Source organism: Methylomonas rapida (genome assembly GCF_024360925.2).
In the GTDB taxonomy this organism is placed as follows: Bacteria; Pseudomonadota; Gammaproteobacteria; order Methylococcales; family Methylomonadaceae; genus Methylomonas; species Methylomonas rapida.
Window position 1 is genome coordinate 1,162,662 of the sequence record NZ_CP113517.1, and the last position, 16,250, is coordinate 1,178,911.

15 protein-coding genes and 1 riboswitch are annotated in these 16,250 nt (G+C 53.8%); of the genes, 5 read left to right on the forward strand and 10 right to left on the reverse strand.

Translation table 11 applies throughout. The features are described from left to right. Nucleotides 1-84 precede the first annotated feature (84 nt). The 4 genes from NM686_RS05395 to NM686_RS05410 are packed head-to-tail and all read right to left on the reverse strand — an operon-like array spanning nt 85 to nt 2,418. Entirely contained in the window at nt 85-552 is a 468-nt protein-coding gene (locus NM686_RS05395; protein WP_064025942.1) for a FlhC family transcriptional regulator, read from the reverse strand. A gap of 12 nt (nt 553-564) precedes the next feature. Next, complete coding sequence (locus tag NM686_RS05400; protein ID WP_255186861.1) at nt 565-1,158, reverse strand: STAS-like domain-containing protein; 594 nt, start codon at nt 1,156-1,158, stop codon at nt 565-567. Nucleotides 1,159-1,190: 32 nt separating this feature from the next. Further along, nucleotides 1,191-1,808 (reverse strand): FlhC family transcriptional regulator, encoded by a 618-nt coding sequence (locus tag NM686_RS05405; RefSeq protein WP_255186862.1) that lies wholly within the window; start codon nt 1,806-1,808, stop codon nt 1,191-1,193. Next, a complete protein-coding gene (locus NM686_RS05410) occupies nt 1,789-2,418 on the reverse strand; it encodes a flagellar transcriptional regulator FlhD (protein WP_255186863.1) in 630 nt (209 codons plus the stop codon). The genes NM686_RS05405 and NM686_RS05410 overlap by 20 nt, the downstream gene beginning before the upstream one ends. 103 nt (nt 2,419-2,521) lie before the next feature. On the opposite strand from NM686_RS05410, the gene NM686_RS05415 reads away from it, so the two are divergent. Further along, nucleotides 2,522-3,505 (forward strand): polysulfide reductase NrfD family protein, encoded by a 984-nt coding sequence (locus NM686_RS05415; RefSeq protein ID WP_255186864.1) that lies wholly within the window; start codon nt 2,522-2,524, stop codon nt 3,503-3,505. Between the two features lie 75 nt (nt 3,506-3,580). Here the strand turns inward: NM686_RS05415 and NM686_RS05420 are convergent, their stop codons facing one another. The 3 genes from NM686_RS05420 to metE form a co-directional block, all read right to left on the reverse strand. After that, the gene (locus tag NM686_RS05420) at nt 3,581-5,014 is read right to left on the reverse strand and encodes a DUF6513 domain-containing protein (protein ID WP_255186865.1); all 1,434 of its coding nucleotides are present in this window, start codon (nt 5,012-5,014) and stop codon (nt 3,581-3,583) included. 52 nt (nt 5,015-5,066) lie between these two features. After that, nucleotides 5,067-5,825, reverse strand: a complete 759-nt coding sequence (locus tag NM686_RS05425) for a methylenetetrahydrofolate reductase (protein WP_255186866.1) — start codon at nt 5,823-5,825, stop codon at nt 5,067-5,069. Between the two features lie 81 nt (nt 5,826-5,906). Beyond that, nucleotides 5,907-8,201 carry a 5-methyltetrahydropteroyltriglutamate--homocysteine S-methyltransferase gene (gene metE / locus NM686_RS05430; protein ID WP_255186867.1) on the reverse strand — a complete coding sequence of 765 codons (2,295 nt, stop codon included), beginning with the start codon at nt 8,199-8,201 and terminating at the stop codon, nt 5,907-5,909. 107 nt (nt 8,202-8,308) lie between these two features. On the opposite strand from metE, the gene NM686_RS05435 reads away from it, so the two are divergent. From NM686_RS05435 to NM686_RS05450, 4 genes are all read left to right on the forward strand, one after another. Further along, the gene (locus tag NM686_RS05435; RefSeq protein WP_255186868.1) at nt 8,309-9,205 is read left to right on the forward strand and encodes a LysR family transcriptional regulator; all 897 of its coding nucleotides are present in this window, start codon (nt 8,309-8,311) and stop codon (nt 9,203-9,205) included. 76 nt (nt 9,206-9,281) lie between these two features. Beyond that, nucleotides 9,282-9,499: riboswitch (cobalamin riboswitch) on the forward strand. Between the two features lie 129 nt (nt 9,500-9,628). Continuing rightward, on the forward strand, nt 9,629-12,439 hold the full coding sequence (locus NM686_RS05440; RefSeq protein WP_255186869.1) for a ribonucleoside-diphosphate reductase subunit alpha: 2,811 nt from the start codon (nt 9,629-9,631) through the stop codon (nt 12,437-12,439). A 2-nt stretch (nt 12,440-12,441) separates the two neighbouring features. Next, on the forward strand, nt 12,442-13,596 hold the full coding sequence (locus tag NM686_RS05445) for a ribonucleotide-diphosphate reductase subunit beta (RefSeq protein WP_255186870.1): 1,155 nt from the start codon (nt 12,442-12,444) through the stop codon (nt 13,594-13,596). Nucleotides 13,597-13,716: 120 nt separating this feature from the next. Further along, entirely contained in the window at nt 13,717-13,959 is a 243-nt protein-coding gene (locus tag NM686_RS05450; protein ID WP_269022495.1) for a cysteine-rich CWC family protein, read from the forward strand. Between the two features lie 433 nt (nt 13,960-14,392). On the opposite strand, the gene NM686_RS05455 is transcribed toward NM686_RS05450, so the two are convergent. The 3 genes from NM686_RS05455 to NM686_RS05465 form a co-directional block, all read right to left on the reverse strand. After that, the gene (locus NM686_RS05455; RefSeq protein ID WP_255186871.1) at nt 14,393-15,319 is read right to left on the reverse strand and encodes a sulfite exporter TauE/SafE family protein; all 927 of its coding nucleotides are present in this window, start codon (nt 15,317-15,319) and stop codon (nt 14,393-14,395) included. A gap of 9 nt (nt 15,320-15,328) precedes the next feature. After that, complete coding sequence (gene nrtS, locus NM686_RS05460) at nt 15,329-15,694, reverse strand: nitrate/nitrite transporter NrtS (RefSeq protein ID WP_255186872.1); 366 nt, start codon at nt 15,692-15,694, stop codon at nt 15,329-15,331. Between the two features lie 97 nt (nt 15,695-15,791). Then, the gene (locus NM686_RS05465) at nt 15,792-16,241 is read right to left on the reverse strand and encodes a putative iron-sulfur cluster-binding metallochaperone (RefSeq protein WP_255186873.1); all 450 of its coding nucleotides are present in this window, start codon (nt 16,239-16,241) and stop codon (nt 15,792-15,794) included. Nucleotides 16,242-16,250 lie beyond the last annotated feature (9 nt).

Genomic DNA, 16,250 nt, shown 5'->3' on the forward strand with positions numbered 1-16,250 from the left:
TCCGGCCTTGTTTTAAATAAAGCAATGACCGGATTGGTTGCCATTTTTTCTTACTCAGGATTCAAATATTTTTGGTTAACATTCTCATAAATGTATTTTGCAGACGCTGCAGCGATCAGCGAGATCTTCACGGGCTTTTAACAAAACCCAAGATCGACATTGTGGACACTTTGAAAGTTGAACTCGTTTATCTTTGATGTCCTGTGCCACCACCCAAGCATCGGAAAACTCGAGTTGTCCCAAGGGATATGATTTTTTATACGCATTAAAGGCGGTAATTAGTGTCTGGATTTGGCTTTCTGTCGATTTGGTCGTGGCAACCTGAAAACACACGGCGAAGATGGTTACGTCTTTATACTTACGGTGACTACCGGTCAAACCTCGGGTTGAAAACTTGATTGATCCACGGCTGGGCGATCGGCCATGTAATTGACGGTAAGTCTGTCTCAATAGCTTGACCGGAATTCCCGTTGCTTGATGCACGATTTTGACTTTCGCATGGAGATTGAGCAGTTCTATTGCCAAGGTTTGCTGTTGATATTTCTTGAGCATTAGCTGCCTCCCTTAATCAATAGTGCCGCTTAATCCGAGCATGGCTTCCACCATCGGTGGCGATTCTCTGTTGATGTTTTGAATAAACTGACTCGAAAATCGGGGTGTAAAACATAGCCAGTTGGAGCGGGCAATGAAATCAATGTCTTCTAAAGATAAACGTTCAACTGCCAAGCGCATGGTTTCATCTGTAATGCCAAGTACCAGTTCGGTTAGTACCGGGTTCTCCCGTGCGATTTCTCTGGCTTTGATGAGCCAGGCCTGATTCATGGCATAAATCTCTTCATCGCAACCCAGTTCATCGATCGCCGTCAGTTTGTCAAAGTAGACCTCGAGATTTTTGAATGCTGACTGCATCATGTTGTCGATGTACCCCGCCATATTGACTATTTTCAGTTTCGATTTCAGAAAGTCGGATCCGAATTCGGCGATCAATGGCAAAAACAATTCCTGAAAGAACCCCAGCGTGATGCTTTTAACGTCCTTAAAATCAATTGTCAGCGATTGCTGATTGGCAAAGCATTCGCGGGCCAATCGGGCTAGATTTTTGCCATGGATTGGCTGAGGTATTTGAGAACTGGTGGCTGTGACGACAACGATATGCATGCGACTTCTCCTTAGTTGCTAATGGATCGTCTCTAACGAGCGCTGGGTTTGTTCAATGTGAGCATTTTTGATTTTGTGGAAATCCAGCGTCGCCGACCTGAGCGATCAGTCCATACATCACAGATAGGGCATTGACTAAATGCGGCATCAGGGTGAATCATACCCAGGTAACGGGCGCGGCAACGCCCGCAGATCATGAAAACCAAATCACCCGCCGAGAGCAGGCTAATTAAATACCAAGCCCGGTTGATGTCTAACGGATAATGTTGGCTGGAGCGAGATTGGATATATTGCCAATCGGCTAAAATTCTGGAAGCAACGTTGCTGTAGATCTCATAAGCCGCAACCAGTAAGGTCGCATCCAGGTTCGGGGTAGAAAGCCGGTGTCTGATATCTTCAATCATGCTTAAAAATAGCGAGGCATGAATGTTGTTGAACGCCGAGCGAATGGCCCATTGATGATCGTGTGGCAGCATGCCTTGTTTGGGTGCTTGCCCTTGTACCGTCTTAAAAAATGCGATGCTTTGCTTTCGAGTTAAATGGCAGAGTTGGCTGACAATTGGAGGACGGGCGCCGAGTTGGATTAGTTTTTCCGCCAATAGCAAGTCTGCGCCAATGTTTGGCCTGTTTTTAAAGGGCATTGGTTTCATTCGCGGTTCCAGTGATATTGGGTTGGAGCAGATCCACATAGGCAACCATGGGCAAGTTGCTTGGGGCATAGACAGGCAATAACTGAATCACTGCACGACTACTTTCGGCCCGTTCACGAAGTCGCTCCTGTGTCATGCCTGCGAGACGGTCTATGCCAACCCGATCTAATCCAAAGCGCCAGGCTGTTTCCGCCGGATTGCTGCGTGCGCATTCCCTTGCAAGCATGAGATATTCGAAATTTAACCGGGCAAGATCTTCATCCAGTGTTGACATAAGCGCCTCTGAGTTGATTAACGATTGTTGTCGATATGCTAAGAAGACAACTCGCAAATGTCCCGGCCGCAAAGTGACCTGATTTGGGTCACAAAGCTCTGGAAACCACGATTGATATGATTTGGCGTTGTTGAAAATAATTGGCTTATTGAGCCGGTGATGCCTTTTTCCGCATGTGGCGGACGGCCAATTTGATAACGTCAGGTCGTTTTTAGAGTCTAACGAATTGACTGTTCCTGAAATTCTTCTAATCTCGTTCTGCTTGCTAGAGGCTTTGCCCGCGACAAGCGGCATCCTGCTTGGCGTTTGAGCTAAATAACTACATTCAAAAATCATTTTAACCTCGCTCTCATACCGCATTTGTTATGGAGGACATTGTTATGAATCGGCTGTTCGCTAACCAGACTGATACCGCCTGTTACCTGGTTTGGGGTGGTTTATGCGCGAGGTAATTCAATGCTTGATCGATTGGTTGGACAGTGAGACAAGCGACGAAAAAGGCCACCGCATATTGCGCGCGTTAGCCCAGGAGTCGTTGAAGAAATCGGAATTCGAAGAGTCGAAGCGCCGGTTCACGGCCGATGAAATTGTTGCCGCTATCGGTGAGTCCATAGGAAATGCCGATCCAAAAAAATGGATCGACTGGTCGGGCTCGTTGAAAAAATATTGCGAAACTCGCGAGCTCCAAATCATCGAGTTTGCCCGTAAACGTGGGTTGCCTCGTTATCCAAAGCCGGAGCGTAAAAGCACAAAGGGAGGTCCTGGACGACACACGACGTTCTATATCAAGGCGGAACCGATCCCGGAAATCATGGAAGAAGACCAGTCGATAAAATACATGCGGGTGGGGAACGAAGCAGCCGATTTACAAGCCCACTATCAAATGACGGCACTCGGCGAGGTCAAACCCAGTTGGATCTCAAGCTGGCTATTTCGGCATGGACAAATCGAATTGCGACAATGGTACGTATGGGTTGTTCTAGGGTGGTTACTGGCTATCGGCGCATTTGCAGTGTTGATTTTTCTCGTAGGATGGCTGTCATTGTCCGTGCCTAAGCCTGTGACGACACAAGACATCACATTACTGATGAGCATATTCGGGATTCCTTATGGCGCTTGGGTGGCTATCATCAGGCCTTGGTTATTATTATTCGATGACCGAATTATCTCGGCGCATGAACTGCTTACCAACTTTTATGAAAAGCCCGCACAGCTTGAGCTGCTACGCGATGGTAATTTACGAGTGATTCGGTTAGTCCGGTATTCGGCTCCATGCCCGATTTGCGGCGCCACTATTAATCTCGAAAAAGGCGAACCAGATTTCAGGCGAAGATTGGTTGGGCGCTGTTACGAAAGTCCGAGAGAGCATGTGTTCAGTTTCGATCGGATAACTCGTCGTGGGCTACTGTTAATAGAACGTTAGCTTTCTGTAGGGTTCAGTTACGTCCCTAAGTGGTTTTTCGTATATTTCGTTCGCTGAAGCTTTTTGGTTGTCTGGTTAAGTTTTTTGATTATTTGAAGGCGTAGGACAAGGCGACGACGGCGATGCTTCCAACGTTGTCCCTTGTGGCGCGTAACAATTAGGGTCGACAGACGGGTCTTCAGTGGTTCGGCCATGGATACCCCAGTCGAGCGGTTGATCCTGCGCGTAGCGCTTACCCAATGCCTGTGCGATTTGGGCTCGCGCCAATTCCACACCGAGATAAAAGGCATGCCCACCGTCGTTCTCGACGCCCAAATGCGGAAACAAGGCGAATGGATCGCTGTCGGTCCACAAACCGGCGCGGTTGAAGACATGAATCCCTTCGGCCGAAATCATGATGCGAAAGCTTGGGTCACGTATGGCGGCCTGTAGCTCCAGTATTTCCGAAACAGACAATGGAAACGGCGCGCGCTCGTGCAGCGCCATCAAGCCGTCGTTGATATGTTTGGGCAGCCGGTTGCTTTCCCGCGCGGCCAGCATGATGCGGCGGGCAAGATCAGCTTCCTTGATCGCCTTGCAAGCGTGTTTACTGACCTGAGTCGCCAGTATCTGGCCTACGTGCAACTCCGAACAAATGCCCAGCAACATGGCGTTCATACCGGCAGTATCGGCGTGCGTCAATTCGGTGAGATTGCCCACGCCCATCATGATTTCCACGTCCGGATGCAGCCTCCTGACTTCGTGGTAGCGAATGATCGAGTCGGTAAAGCCGAAATGAATCGGGTCGAGAATAGGATCGACGATGAATGGTCGGCCTTTCGCGGTCATTTTGGCAATCACACGGTCGAGCGAATGCAAATCGCCGTGCGGCGTGGCAATCAAAACCGGCGTTGACGCCACTTCATCGGCGATCCACAGCGTCTCTTCGTTGAGGCTCAACAGATAATCGGCGCCAGCACGCCCCGCCAGCAACAGATTATCGCTATCGAGCGAATCGATGCTGACCAAAAAGCCCTCGCTCTTAAGAGCCTTGACGGCATCGGCCAAATGCGGAAACGGAGTAGATGGCAGGCAGCCCAGATCGATGACATCCGCGCCGTCGCGCCGATATTCCTCGGCCCGGCGCAGGATGGCGGCGACATCGATGTGCGGCGCTTCGACGATCTCCGCGAAGATACGCAGTTCGTAGCGGCTCAGATCCGGGCGTTGGCGGACTTTGCCGAAAAATTCCGGCAAGTCGTGCAGTTCTTCCGGGCCGCGCTCGACCGGTATGCCAAAATGCCGGGACAAGGCTTCCAAATCGCCCCGGCAGCGGCCGGGTACCAGAATCCGGTCGGCACCGAAAGTGTCGGTCAGGCGGCGTTGAATCATATCGGCCGTCATCAGCGCCGCTACCGTGACGCCGAGCACATGGACTGTATAGCCGAAATCCGGTGCCATGTCTTCGATGGTGCGGCGCAACTGCTTTTCGGCCAATTTCCCGGTAAGAAACAGAATATGCTCTGCCATGTGTTATGCATGCCCGAAGACTGCACCATGCGAATCGCTCAACCTGTTCCGGTTAATGGTTAGGGAACGGCTTGGCCAGGTTTATGCGCTGGAAATATTTATTTAACTCCACCTTGATCGGCATGAAATACACGTTCCAACCGTTTTCCGCCGCCGAGCTGATCAGCCGGTTGGCAAATTCGACGTTCCAGTCGTAATCCGGTGTGAAATGCTTCGGAAACTTGACGTGATTTTTTACTTCCCAATAGTTTTGCGAGGCCAGCGTCAACACGGGACTGATGCCGATATAGGTCTCCAGGCCGTCCATATGTTCGGCAAACAGTTCCACCAGGCGGTGATCGTAGAACGGTTGCGAAAAAAAGCCATTGGCGCCGGCATCGGCCTTGCGCTGAATATAATGGCATTCGTGTTGCAGGCCTTGCCGGTGCGGGTCGAAGCCGGCATAAATGTTCAGCTTCGGGAAACGCCGGCTCACTGCCCGGATCAGGTCTACCACGTCGGTATTGCAATAAGTGCGTTTCAAACCTTCCGGCGGGTCGCCGGTGACTAGCAATACGTCATCCAGTTCGTATTGCTCGATAATGCGATACAACTCGCCGCTTTCGATTTTAAAATCGATGGCGCGAAAATGCGGAATGAAACGGTATTTGAGCCGGTCGATGCGCGTCGCAAGCTCCCAACTGCGAATATGGAAACGCTGAATATCCGGCACGTTGATGATATTGATGCCGTTATCCAAGCTCCGCACAAACGCATATTGCCTTTCGAAGGCTTCCAGGGTTCTGGGGACGATTTCAAACGAGATGTTCATCGGCAATCGGATTTTTGGCTATTGGCTTATTGGCACGCCCCGGCATCAGGCCGGGGCGGTTGATACAGCAAACGATGCGGATTAGCCCAGCGTGGCTCGCAAGGTTTTGGCGGCGGCCACCATCTGGGCCAATGCCGGTATCACCTCATCCCACTGGCGGGTTTTTAATCCGCAATCCGGATTGACCCACAGCCGTTCGGTCGGAATACACTCGGCAGCTTTGCTCATCAACGCGACGATGTGCTGCGCGCTCGGAATATTGGGCGAATGGATGTCGTAGACGCCGGGACCGATCTCGTTCGGGTAGTTGAAATGCTCGAAGGCGTCCAGCAACTCCATGTCGGAACGCGAGGTCTCGATGGTGATGGCGTCGGCGTCCATATCGGCGATGGCGGCGATGATGTCGTTGAACTCGGAGTAGCACATGTGCGTGTGAATCTGCGTCTCGTCCGTCACGCCGCCCGTCGTGATGCGGAACGATTCCACGGCCCAATCCAGATAGGCCTGCCATTGCGATCGTCGTAGCGGCAGACCTTCGCGCAAGGCCGCTTCGTCGATTTGTATCACGCCGATACCGACACTTTCCAAATCCAGCACTTCCTCGCGGATAGCCAAGGCCAGTTGCTTGCAGGTGACCGAACGCGGCTGGTCGTCGCGGACGAACGACCAGTTCAAAATGGTCACCGGCCCGGTCAACATGCCTTTCATCGGTTTGCCGGTCAGCGACTGGGCGTAGCCGATCCATTCGATGGTCATCGGGCGCGGGCGGCTGATGTCGCCGAACAGGATGGGCGGCTTGACGCAACGAGAACCGTAAGACTGCACCCAACCGGATTGGCTGAACGCATAGCCGTCGAGCTGTTCGCCGAAATATTCCACCATGTCGTTACGCTCGGCTTCGCCATGTACCAACACGTCCAAACCGAGCGCCTCCTGCTCGCGCACGCAACGGGCGATTTCGGCGCGCATGGCCGCTTTATAGCCGGCTTCATCCAGTTTGCCGGACTTGAACTGACTGCGTGCCAGACGAATTTCCGCCGTTTGCGGAAACGAGCCGATAGTGGTGGTGGGGAACTTGGGTAATTTCAGCAACGCGACCTGCTTGACGGCACGTTGCGCATAAGGGCTTTTGCGCTGCGCCATTTGCGGGGTGATACCGGCCAACGCCGCCTTGATCGCCGGATTGTTGACCCGCGCCGAAAGACGGCGCGCTTCGATGGCAGCACGGTTGGCGTCCAGTTCGGCTTTGACCGCCGCGCGCCCTTGGTTCAGTGCGGTGCTCAACTGGCGCAGTTCTTCGAGCTTCTGCTTGGCAAAGGCCAGCCAGGATTTGATTTCGGCGTCGAGTTTCTGCTCGCTGTCCAGATCGACCGGCACATGCAGCAGCGAGCACGACGGTGCCAGCCACAGGCGTTCGCCCAGTTGTTGCGCTAAAGGTTCCAGCCAATCCAGCACGGCGTTGAGGTCGGTTTTCCAGATGTTACGGCCATTGATCACCCCCAGCGATAAAACCTTGCCTGCAGGCAACTGATCGATCAGCGGCTCGACGTCATCGCTGCCGTTGATGGCATCGACATGCAAACCGGCCACCGGTAAATTGGCGGTGAGACTGCGGTTTTCCGCCAGTTGACCGAAATAGGTCGCCAATAAAAGTTTAACCGGGCAATCAGCCAATTGCCGATACGCCGTAACGAAGGCATTTTGCCAAACGGCATCGAGTTCGGTGACCAGAATCGGTTCGTCGATCTGTACCCATTCAACACCCTCCGCCGCCAGCGTGTCCAGCAACTCCGCGTAAACCGGCAACAGTTTGGGCAACAGTGCCAGCTTGTCTGAATCGTCCTTGGCCTTGCCCAGCCATAAGTAAGTGACCGGGCCGATGAGTACCGGCTTGGTGGTGACGCCCTGGGCCTTGGCTTCCCCCAGTTGTTCCAATAGGCGGGACGCATCCAGTTTGAATTCCGTGGCGGCGGAGAACTCGGGCACGATGTAATGGTAATTGGTATCGAACCATTTGGTCATTTCGCCGGCGGCCACGCCTGCACAGCAATCGTCGGCGTCGTTTGCCGAATCCGCCGAACGGCCACGGGCGACGCGGAAGTAGTTGTCCAGCGCGTCGCCGTGAAAATCCCGCACCCGCTCGGGCAAGTTGCCCAAGGTAAAGCTCATGTCCAGCACCTGGTCGTAATAGGCGAAGTCGCCGACCGGCACGCTATCCAGTCCAGCTTGAAGTTGCCAATGGCGCTGGCGCAACTGTTGGCCGAGTGTTTTGAGTTCGTCACGCGAGGACTGGCCTTGCCAGTACGACTCCAAAGCAAACTTGAGTTCGCGCTTGGCGCCGATACGGGGAAAACCTAAATTGTGAATTTTTGTCATGAATAACTGCCGTCTAGTGAATATTTGACACATAAAACATTGTAAACAGATCAACGAATGACGATAATCGATGATTCTTCATCAATCTATGAGGCTTATTCATTGATATGGAATTGATCCATCTGCGTATCCTGCTGGCATTAAAACGCCACGGCACCCTGAGCGCCGCCGCCGAAACCCTGCATCTGACCCAGTCGGCGTTGTCGCATCAAATCAAAAACCTGGAGCAACGCCTGGGCGTGACGCTGTGGTACAAGCAGGGCCGCTCGCTGGTGTTGAGTCAAGCCGGGCGCTATTTGTCGGAGGTGGCCGAGTCGGTCATCGCCACCGTCGATTCGGCTGAAAACCACTTGGCGCAACTGGCTAAAGGCAAAACCGGCAAATTGACCATAGGTATCGAATGCCATGCCTGCTACGAATGGTTCCGTAACATCCTGCAACCCTATTTGCGCGCCTGGCCGGATTTGACGGTGGAAGTCACGTCGCGCTACCGTTTTGAATCGTTCGAGGCGATTCGCCAATACAAGCTGGACGCTGTGTTGACCTCCGATCCGGTCGAAAATGGCCTGCTCAGCTACCAGCCATTATTCGATTTTGAGTTGGCGTTGATCGTCGCCGACAGCCATCCGCTGGCCGGTCGCGGGCTCATCGTGCCCGACGATCTGCGCGGCGAAACCGTGTTGACCTACCCGGTGGCCCGCGACCGCCTCGACATGTTCCGTAAGGTGCTGCAACCGGCAGGTATCGAGCCCGCTGCACACATCCAGGTTGAGGAAACCGACATCATGTTGCAATTGGCCGCAGCCGGTCGCGGCGTTTGCCTGCTACCGGAATGGCTGCTGGCCGACAAATCCGCCAAACTCGGTCTGAACGGCTTGCGCTTCGCCGACCTGCCCATCGGTAAAACCATGTATCTGGCCTGTCGGCATGAGGATGTGGGTTTGGAATACCTGCAATGGCTGATCCATCATGCCCGTACCGGGTTGGCAATCAAACAGCAATAACTACATATAGTGATAAATTAAAAATTTAATCGGCACATATAGTAATTTGAGCTTGACGTCCCTATGCCGCCAGCCTAGAATCCTTCTCCGAGATGGTTCCCCCAAAAGGGGGATTAAAAGGGAATCCGGTCGGTGGTCTAAGAATTCGATCTTTAACTACTGATAAGCCGGAGCTGCCCCCGCAACTGTAATTGGCGAGTCTTTGTTCAAGCATGCCACTGGACGCGAGTCCGGGAAGGCGAACCAAGACGATGACCCGAAAGCCAGGAGACCTGCCTTCGAAACCTTCAGTCAACCAGGAGCGGGGTGCCTCCGAAGACGATGGCAAGCGCATTGGCTTCCGGCGGTTTTCGTATCGCGCTCCGGTTCCCGGCTTTCCCTTCCTCTTCCGCCACTCCCGTCATTAATCGCGTGGAGTATCGCATGCAAGCTACCGCAGTCAGTTCATCCAACCTACGTCCCGGCATTGCCGAATCAGGCGTTCTTACAACTACCGATTATCCGTTGCCGCTGGCATACAGCGGCCTGGAAGTGATCCGCCGTAATCGTTCGGTGGTGGCGTTTCAGCCGGAAAAGATCGCCATTGCCATCACCAAAGCCTTTCTGGCTGTCGAAGGCCAACACGGTGTCAATTCATCCCGTATTCGCGAGCAGGTGGCTCAACTGACTGCCAGCGTGGTCGAGGCATTGACGCGACGCCTGCCCGGCGGCGGTACGGTGCATATCGAAGACATTCAGGATCAGGTCGAACTGGCCTTGATGCGCTCCGGCGCCCACGATGTGGCCCGCGCCTATGTGCTGTACCGCGAAAAACACGCCGAACAGCGCACGGCCGAAACATCAGCGGCAGACATTGTCCCCTCGCTACAGGTCGAGGTCGACGGACAACGTCAGCCGCTGGAAAGCTTGGCGCTGCAGGATGTGTGTCGCGAGGCCTGCGCCGGCTTGACCGATGTCGATGCCGAACTGGTCTGGACGCAAACCCGGCAAAATCTCTACGACGGCATTCCGCTGACTGCGGTGCGCCAGGCCTTGGTGCTGGCGGCGCGCACCTTGATCGAACGCGAACCCGACTATGCCAAGGTCGCGGCCCGTTTGCTGCTGAGTCATTTGCGTCTGGAAGTATTGGGGCTGGCCGTGAATCAGGCCGCGATGGCCGAACGCTATGCCGATAGTTTGGGCGAATTTATCGCCGCCGGAATCGCCGCCGAATTACTCGACCCGCGCCTGAAGGATTTCGACTTGCCCCGCCTCGGTCAGGCCTTGCTGGCCGAACGCGATCTGCAATTCGATTATCTGGGCCTGCAAACCCTGTACGATCGTTATTTTCTGCACATCGACGGCCGCCGCATCGAACTGCCGCAATGTTTCTTCATGCGGGTGGCGATGGGGCTGGCCTTGAACGAAATCGACCGCGAAGCACGCGCCATCGAGTTTTACCGGCTGCTGTCCAGCTTCGACTTCATGTGTTCGACGCCGACCTTGTTCAACAGCGGCACCCGCCATCCGCAATTGTCGTCGTGCTATCTGACTACGGTATCCGACGATCTGGACGGCATTTACCAGGGCATCAAGGAAAATGCCTTGTTGCAAAAATACGCCGGCGGCCTGGGCAACGACTGGACGCCGGTGCGGGCATTGGGCAGCCGGATCAAGGGAACCAACGGCCACAGTCAGGGCGTAATTCCGTTTTTAAAGGTGGTCAACGATACCGCCGTCGCGGTCAACCAGGGTGGCAAACGCAAGGGCGCGGTCTGCGCCTATCTGGAAAACTGGCACCTGGATTTCGAGGAATTCCTGGATTTGCGCAAGAACACCGGCGACGAGCGCCGCCGCTGCCATGACATGAATACCGCCGCCTGGGTGTCCGACCTGTTCATGCAACGGGTGGAGGAAAATGGCCAGTGGACATTGTTTTCACCGGTCGATGTGCCCGATCTGCACGACAAATTCGGCCCGGACTTCGCCGCCGCTTATGTCCATCACGAAGCCAAGGCCGAACGCGGCGAAATCAGACAGTACAAGCAAATCGGCGCGGTGCAACTTTGGCGCAAGATGCTGACCATGCTGTTCGAAACCGGCCACCCGTGGATCACCTTCAAGGATGCCTGCAATCTGCGCTCGCCGCAGCAACATGTCGGCGTGGTGCATGGCTCCAATCTGTGTACTGAAATCACGCTGAATACCTCGGCCGATGAAACCGCGGTCTGCAACCTGGGCTCAGTGAATCTGCCGGCACATTTAAGCGAGCGAGACGGCAACTGGCAGCTGGATGCCGACAAACTGCAACGAACCATTAACACGGCCATGCGGATGCTGGACAATGTCATCGACATCAATTTTTACGCCACCCCCAAGGCGCGCAACGCCAACCTGCGTCATCGTCCGGTGGGATTGGGGCTGATGGGCTTTGCCGACTGCCTGCAACGTATGGGTTTGGCCTATGCCAGCGACGAGGCGGTGACGTTTGCTGATCGTTCCGCCGAGCTGTTGTGTTATTACGCTTACCAGGCATCCACAGAACTGGCTGAGCAACGCGGCCGCTACAGCAGCTTTACCGGCAGCCTGTGGCAACAAGGCGTGCTGCCGCTGGATACACTGGATAGCCTGGCCGAGGCACGCGGCGGACTGTTGGAGACCGACCGCGGTGCCCATCTGGATTGGGACAGGCTCAGACAGCGGATCAGTCAAATCGGCATGCGTAATTCCAATTGCGTTGCCATCGCGCCGACCGCGACCATCGCCAACATCGTCGGCGTTTCGGCATCGATCGAGCCGATTTACCAGAATCTGTATGTCAAATCCAATTTGTCCGGCGAATTCACCGTGGTCAACGCCGCGCTGGTGCGCGAACTGAAGGCGCTGGATTTGTGGGACGAGGTGATGGTCGCCGATTTGAAATACTTCGACGGCTCGCTGGCCGCCATCGAACGCATTCCGGAACCGACCAAGGCCCGTTATGCCACCGCTTTTGAAGTCGAAGCCGACTGGCTGATCGAAGCCGCCGCTCGTCGACAAAAATGGATCGATCAGTCGCAATCGCTCAACCTTTACGTGGCCGGCGCCTCCGGCAAGCAGTTGGATCACTTGTATCGTCTGGCTTGGCGGCGAGGCCTGAAAACCACCTATTACTTGCGCACACTGGCTGCAACAGCGATGGAAAAAACCGCTGGTGACGATGCGCCCACCCGAGCCTGTTCAATCACCGATCCGGATTGTGAGGCCTGCCAATGAAAATGACTGCAAATTTTGAGGATTGGGATGCTGTCGTCACCCAGCCTTCTGCCTGCGCTGCTACAGCTAAACCGGCGTATGGCGTCGGCTCCGCATCTGACCAAGGAACGATGCTACGGGATGCACACACGCCAACGCCCAAAGCCGTCATCAGCATGCCAGTCGATGCCGCAGATAAACGGGTGGTCAACGGCCAAGCGGACATCAATCAACTGGCACCGTTCAAATACCCCTGGGCCTGGTCGTTTTTCCTGAACGCCAACAGCAACCACTGGACACCGCTGGAAATTTCGATGGCGCAGGACGTACACGACTACCAACACACGCTGACACCGGCCGAACGCCATGTATTCGAAAATGTGCTGGCCTATCTGACCACCTCCGACATTCTGGCGATGCGCAACATCGGCCTGGCGGTGATGGAAAAGATGAGCGCGCCGGAATTGCAAATCTATCAGGCCCGGCAAGTCTACGAAGAAGCGTTGCATACCTGGACCTACCAGCATTGCATCGAAACTCTCGGACTCGACCAGCGCGAAATTTACAACCGTTACCGGGTGGTGCCGGAGATCCACGGCAAGATCGCGCTGGCCAACCGCCGCTTGCATGGCGTGCTGCAATCCGGGCGACCGTTGAGCGACCGCGACGCGCTGCACGAGTTTGCGATGGCCTATCTGTTCTTCGCCGCCGTATTCGAGGGCTGCTGGTTTTACAACGGCTTCAGCCCGGTGTTTGCGCTGCAGCGGCGCGGCCTGATGAAGGGCGCCGCCGAGCAATTGCAATACATCATGCGCGACGAAGTGCTGCATTGCGCTTTTGGTATTCGCGTGGTGCGCCAATTGCTGGACGAGGAAAACCTAACGCTTGACCCGCAAGCGCTACGGCAAATGTGGGACGAAGCCGAAGCCGCCGAAACAGCCTATGCCGGTTACATCCTGCACGAGCCGATACTGGGCTACAACGCCAGATTGCATATAGAGCAATTCCGCTACGTTGCCAATCGCCGCGCTCGCCAATTGGGCCTGGCCGAGCCGTTCCCCGGCGCTACCAACATGTTGCCGTGGCTGGACGAACAGGCTAATTTACGCAAGGAGAAAAACTTTTTCGAGACGCGGGTGACCGAATATCAGACCGGTGGGGCGCTGGTTTGGGAGTAGCCGTCGAAAGTGCTCAGAACTACAAGGTCGAATCTCAGTCATGGCGGCTACTATAAAATCTGGTGTTTGAGGTACACAGTAATGCGGCTTTGATTGCTGATTTTCCACTGGAGAGCCCTCTTGTTTAGCAAAAATTTCGATAGTAAACATGAAGCGAAACATTGCCCGCGTTGTCAGCGTCAATTTATTTGCAAGGCTAATCGTATTCATCGCTGTGACTGTTCGAATGTTCGTCTATCCCCTGAAACGAGCGAGCATATCTGGCAACTTTATGATGAATGTTTGTGCCAGATTTGCTTGAGCGAGTTAGAAACGATTGTAACGCCCCTAAAATCACATCAGCTTTGGCAGTCTTTAGGATAGCGTCTGGAGAAACACTGTAAGTCAGCAAGAATCCGCAGCGTCCTGCGATCCCGCAAGTACAGGCAAAAAAACCAACTGAAATCAGTTGGGCTTTGATGGTGGAGGGAACGAAGGAATATGAGGGGGAGCGTCCGGAAAGATGGGTACAAGTGCGGATTCCTGCGGGTATTTGCGGGTTTTAAAAGTCCTCATAATTTGGTCAGATACTCTCAACTCATCCCGGATATCCTGTTACAACTATCGCATTGGCGTGTCTTAAAGGCATATGGTCAGGGGGTGTCTCGGTTTTAGGTATCAAACAGACCAATTTGTAATCCGGTTGCAAGGTGACGGTTAATGTGGTTTGTACAAAGCGCCGCTCGCCCAGTGATGGATGCCTAAAACAACGCTCTCCACCTTCCCGGTTTAGCACGGCATGTTCTTTCCAATAACATCACATGCTCGCCTGAAGAGTGATCACTAAACCATCGAGCAAGGCGATATAGGCGAATACTTTTTTAATTGTGCGTGGTGGAATCCACTGGGTTAGAAACGGTCCCAGGCGTCCGCTCCAAAGAACGCCCAACATGGTGAAAGCTGCCATGTCCCAGGGTACGCCGCCAAAATACCCGGCATGAATCACGGCCAACAAAATCGAGTTCAGCGATAACAACACTACGCCCAGTCCGATTGCTCGGTTGGCATTCAGCTTGTAAGCCAGCATGCAATAGGCCGCGATGATTTCACCCTCGCCAATGGCGACCCAGCCGGTGATCATGCCGCCAAACAAAGAAACCAGCAGAATGGGCAAACGGGCTTTGGCGGGAAGTTCGGCCAGACCGCCTTTTCGGTCGAGCGTGATCAGCGTCAGCAAGCCGACGATAAAGGCGATAGGACCGAACAAGCCTTTGACCAGCATCGGCTGCGGGTGGATCAAAAAAGTAGAGACTACGGTGCCAATGATCAGTGTGGGCACAGTCCATTGCAATAGCGATAATGGTACTTCGCCGCGATGCAGCCAGCCGCTTGCGCCGCTGGTCATACCGACGGCTTGGGTGACGAAGGTGAGTTTCAAGGCACTGACGGGATCGACATGGTAAACGAACATCATGACCGGCATGAATACTATGCCGCCGATCGCAGTCACATTGCCAATGAATGCTCCCATGACACCTACGAAGACCAACGGCCAATTCCGCGCGGCAAGTCCGATGGGATCGGGTAACAGCATTGGATAAGCCACCATCCAAATCAGGGTGATGAGTAATAACCAAGGCGAAAAATAGCGAAATGTTCTTGTTTCGGTTGGTATGCTTGGCTGAACCGTAACAGCAGAGCGCTGCCGTGGGAAACCCTGGCGTTTGGACTGCAACTGTTTCATGGTCAGTGCTCAACTAGATTTGTCGTTCATCTCTTGTTTCATACGCACGATGAGGCGGCCAAGTCCGGTCTTTGTTGTTTGGGCTGCTTGGGCCAACTTGAGGCTTTTCTGTTTGATATGCGCGTCCAGCAAGGTATGGATGCTGGGCAGGTTTTCGGCGGCACAAACCGCTTCGCTGCTGGAATAGGTCGAAACGCAATAGGGCACCAAGTAAGTCAGGATGATCTTAGTGTATTCCTTGATCGATAAGCCATCGCTCAACATGACATCGCCGTGGTTGATGATCATAAGAATCGTACCCACGACCAGCGCGACCTTGATCGCGCGTATCAGGATGGTTTTTTGCAAAGCTATCGTTAACCAGTCAGCAATCATGCGTGGTCATCTCATGCAGGTTGTCATTGTTAGGGTGATGAAGGAAGTCCGGCAGTGCGAAAAACACTGTGTTGGCAACCTCATTTTGGGTTTGATCCTAAGCGGGGACATCAACGCTTTTTTCCAAAGCCTTGAAATTCGCCAAGCAACACTGGCCTGATGGATTTCTGATTTCGCAAGCGCATTCCTTGGCCTTGGTGCGTTGCATGACAAAATTTTTGATCGGTTCTGCTCGGTGAGCATTTAACGCCGATAAATACTGCTCCGCGTCTATATCAAAGCAATAACATAGCGCATCGTTTTGCAAGTCTTGGTAGCTTCTCAGCCAGTCCTTGGGGATGCTGTGCCCCATGCTGGAGAAATAGCCTACTGAGCAGGTTTTGCCCGGACAAAAATAATAGCTTTCAACAATGAGCGCCTGATTTTCTGGAAACCGGACTTGATGGTACAGCGTCGGCATACCGACACTTTTACAGGTGGAGCCACATTCAGGACAAATCTGTTGGGTTTTGGTGGATGGTTGGGTGGGGCAGCAGCAATCAGACATAGCGGTATC

Bases quoted from the DNA above. Each gene is read 5' to 3' on its own strand.
- nrtS (WP_255186872.1), bottom strand. From the start codon at position 15,694: ATGATTGCTGACTGGTTAACGATAGCTTTGCAAAAAACCATCCTGATA.
- NM686_RS05420 (WP_255186865.1), bottom strand. From the start codon at position 5,014: ATGGCAGAGCATATTCTGTTTCTTACCGGGAAATTGGCCGAAAAGCAG.
- NM686_RS05415 (WP_255186864.1), top strand. From the start codon at position 2,522: ATGCGCGAGGTAATTCAATGCTTGATCGATTGGTTGGACAGTGAGACA.
- NM686_RS05400 (WP_255186861.1), bottom strand. From the start codon at position 1,158: ATGCATATCGTTGTCGTCACAGCCACCAGTTCTCAAATACCTCAGCCA.
- NM686_RS05395 (WP_064025942.1), bottom strand. From the start codon at position 552: ATGCTCAAGAAATATCAACAGCAAACCTTGGCAATAGAACTGCTCAAT.
- NM686_RS05405 (WP_255186862.1), bottom strand. From the start codon at position 1,808: ATGAAACCAATGCCCTTTAAAAACAGGCCAAACATTGGCGCAGACTTG.
- NM686_RS05445 (WP_255186870.1), top strand. From the start codon at position 12,442: ATGACTGCAAATTTTGAGGATTGGGATGCTGTCGTCACCCAGCCTTCT.
- NM686_RS05440 (WP_255186869.1), top strand. From the start codon at position 9,629: ATGCAAGCTACCGCAGTCAGTTCATCCAACCTACGTCCCGGCATTGCC.
- NM686_RS05410 (WP_255186863.1), bottom strand. From the start codon at position 2,418: ATGATTTTTGAATGTAGTTATTTAGCTCAAACGCCAAGCAGGATGCCG.
- NM686_RS05455 (WP_255186871.1), bottom strand. From the start codon at position 15,319: ATGAAACAGTTGCAGTCCAAACGCCAGGGTTTCCCACGGCAGCGCTCT.
- NM686_RS05435 (WP_255186868.1), top strand. From the start codon at position 8,309: ATGGAATTGATCCATCTGCGTATCCTGCTGGCATTAAAACGCCACGGC.
- NM686_RS05465 (WP_255186873.1), bottom strand. From the start codon at position 16,241: ATGTCTGATTGCTGCTGCCCCACCCAACCATCCACCAAAACCCAACAG.
- metE (WP_255186867.1), bottom strand. From the start codon at position 8,201: ATGACAAAAATTCACAATTTAGGTTTTCCCCGTATCGGCGCCAAGCGC.
- NM686_RS05425 (WP_255186866.1), bottom strand. From the start codon at position 5,825: ATGAACATCTCGTTTGAAATCGTCCCCAGAACCCTGGAAGCCTTCGAA.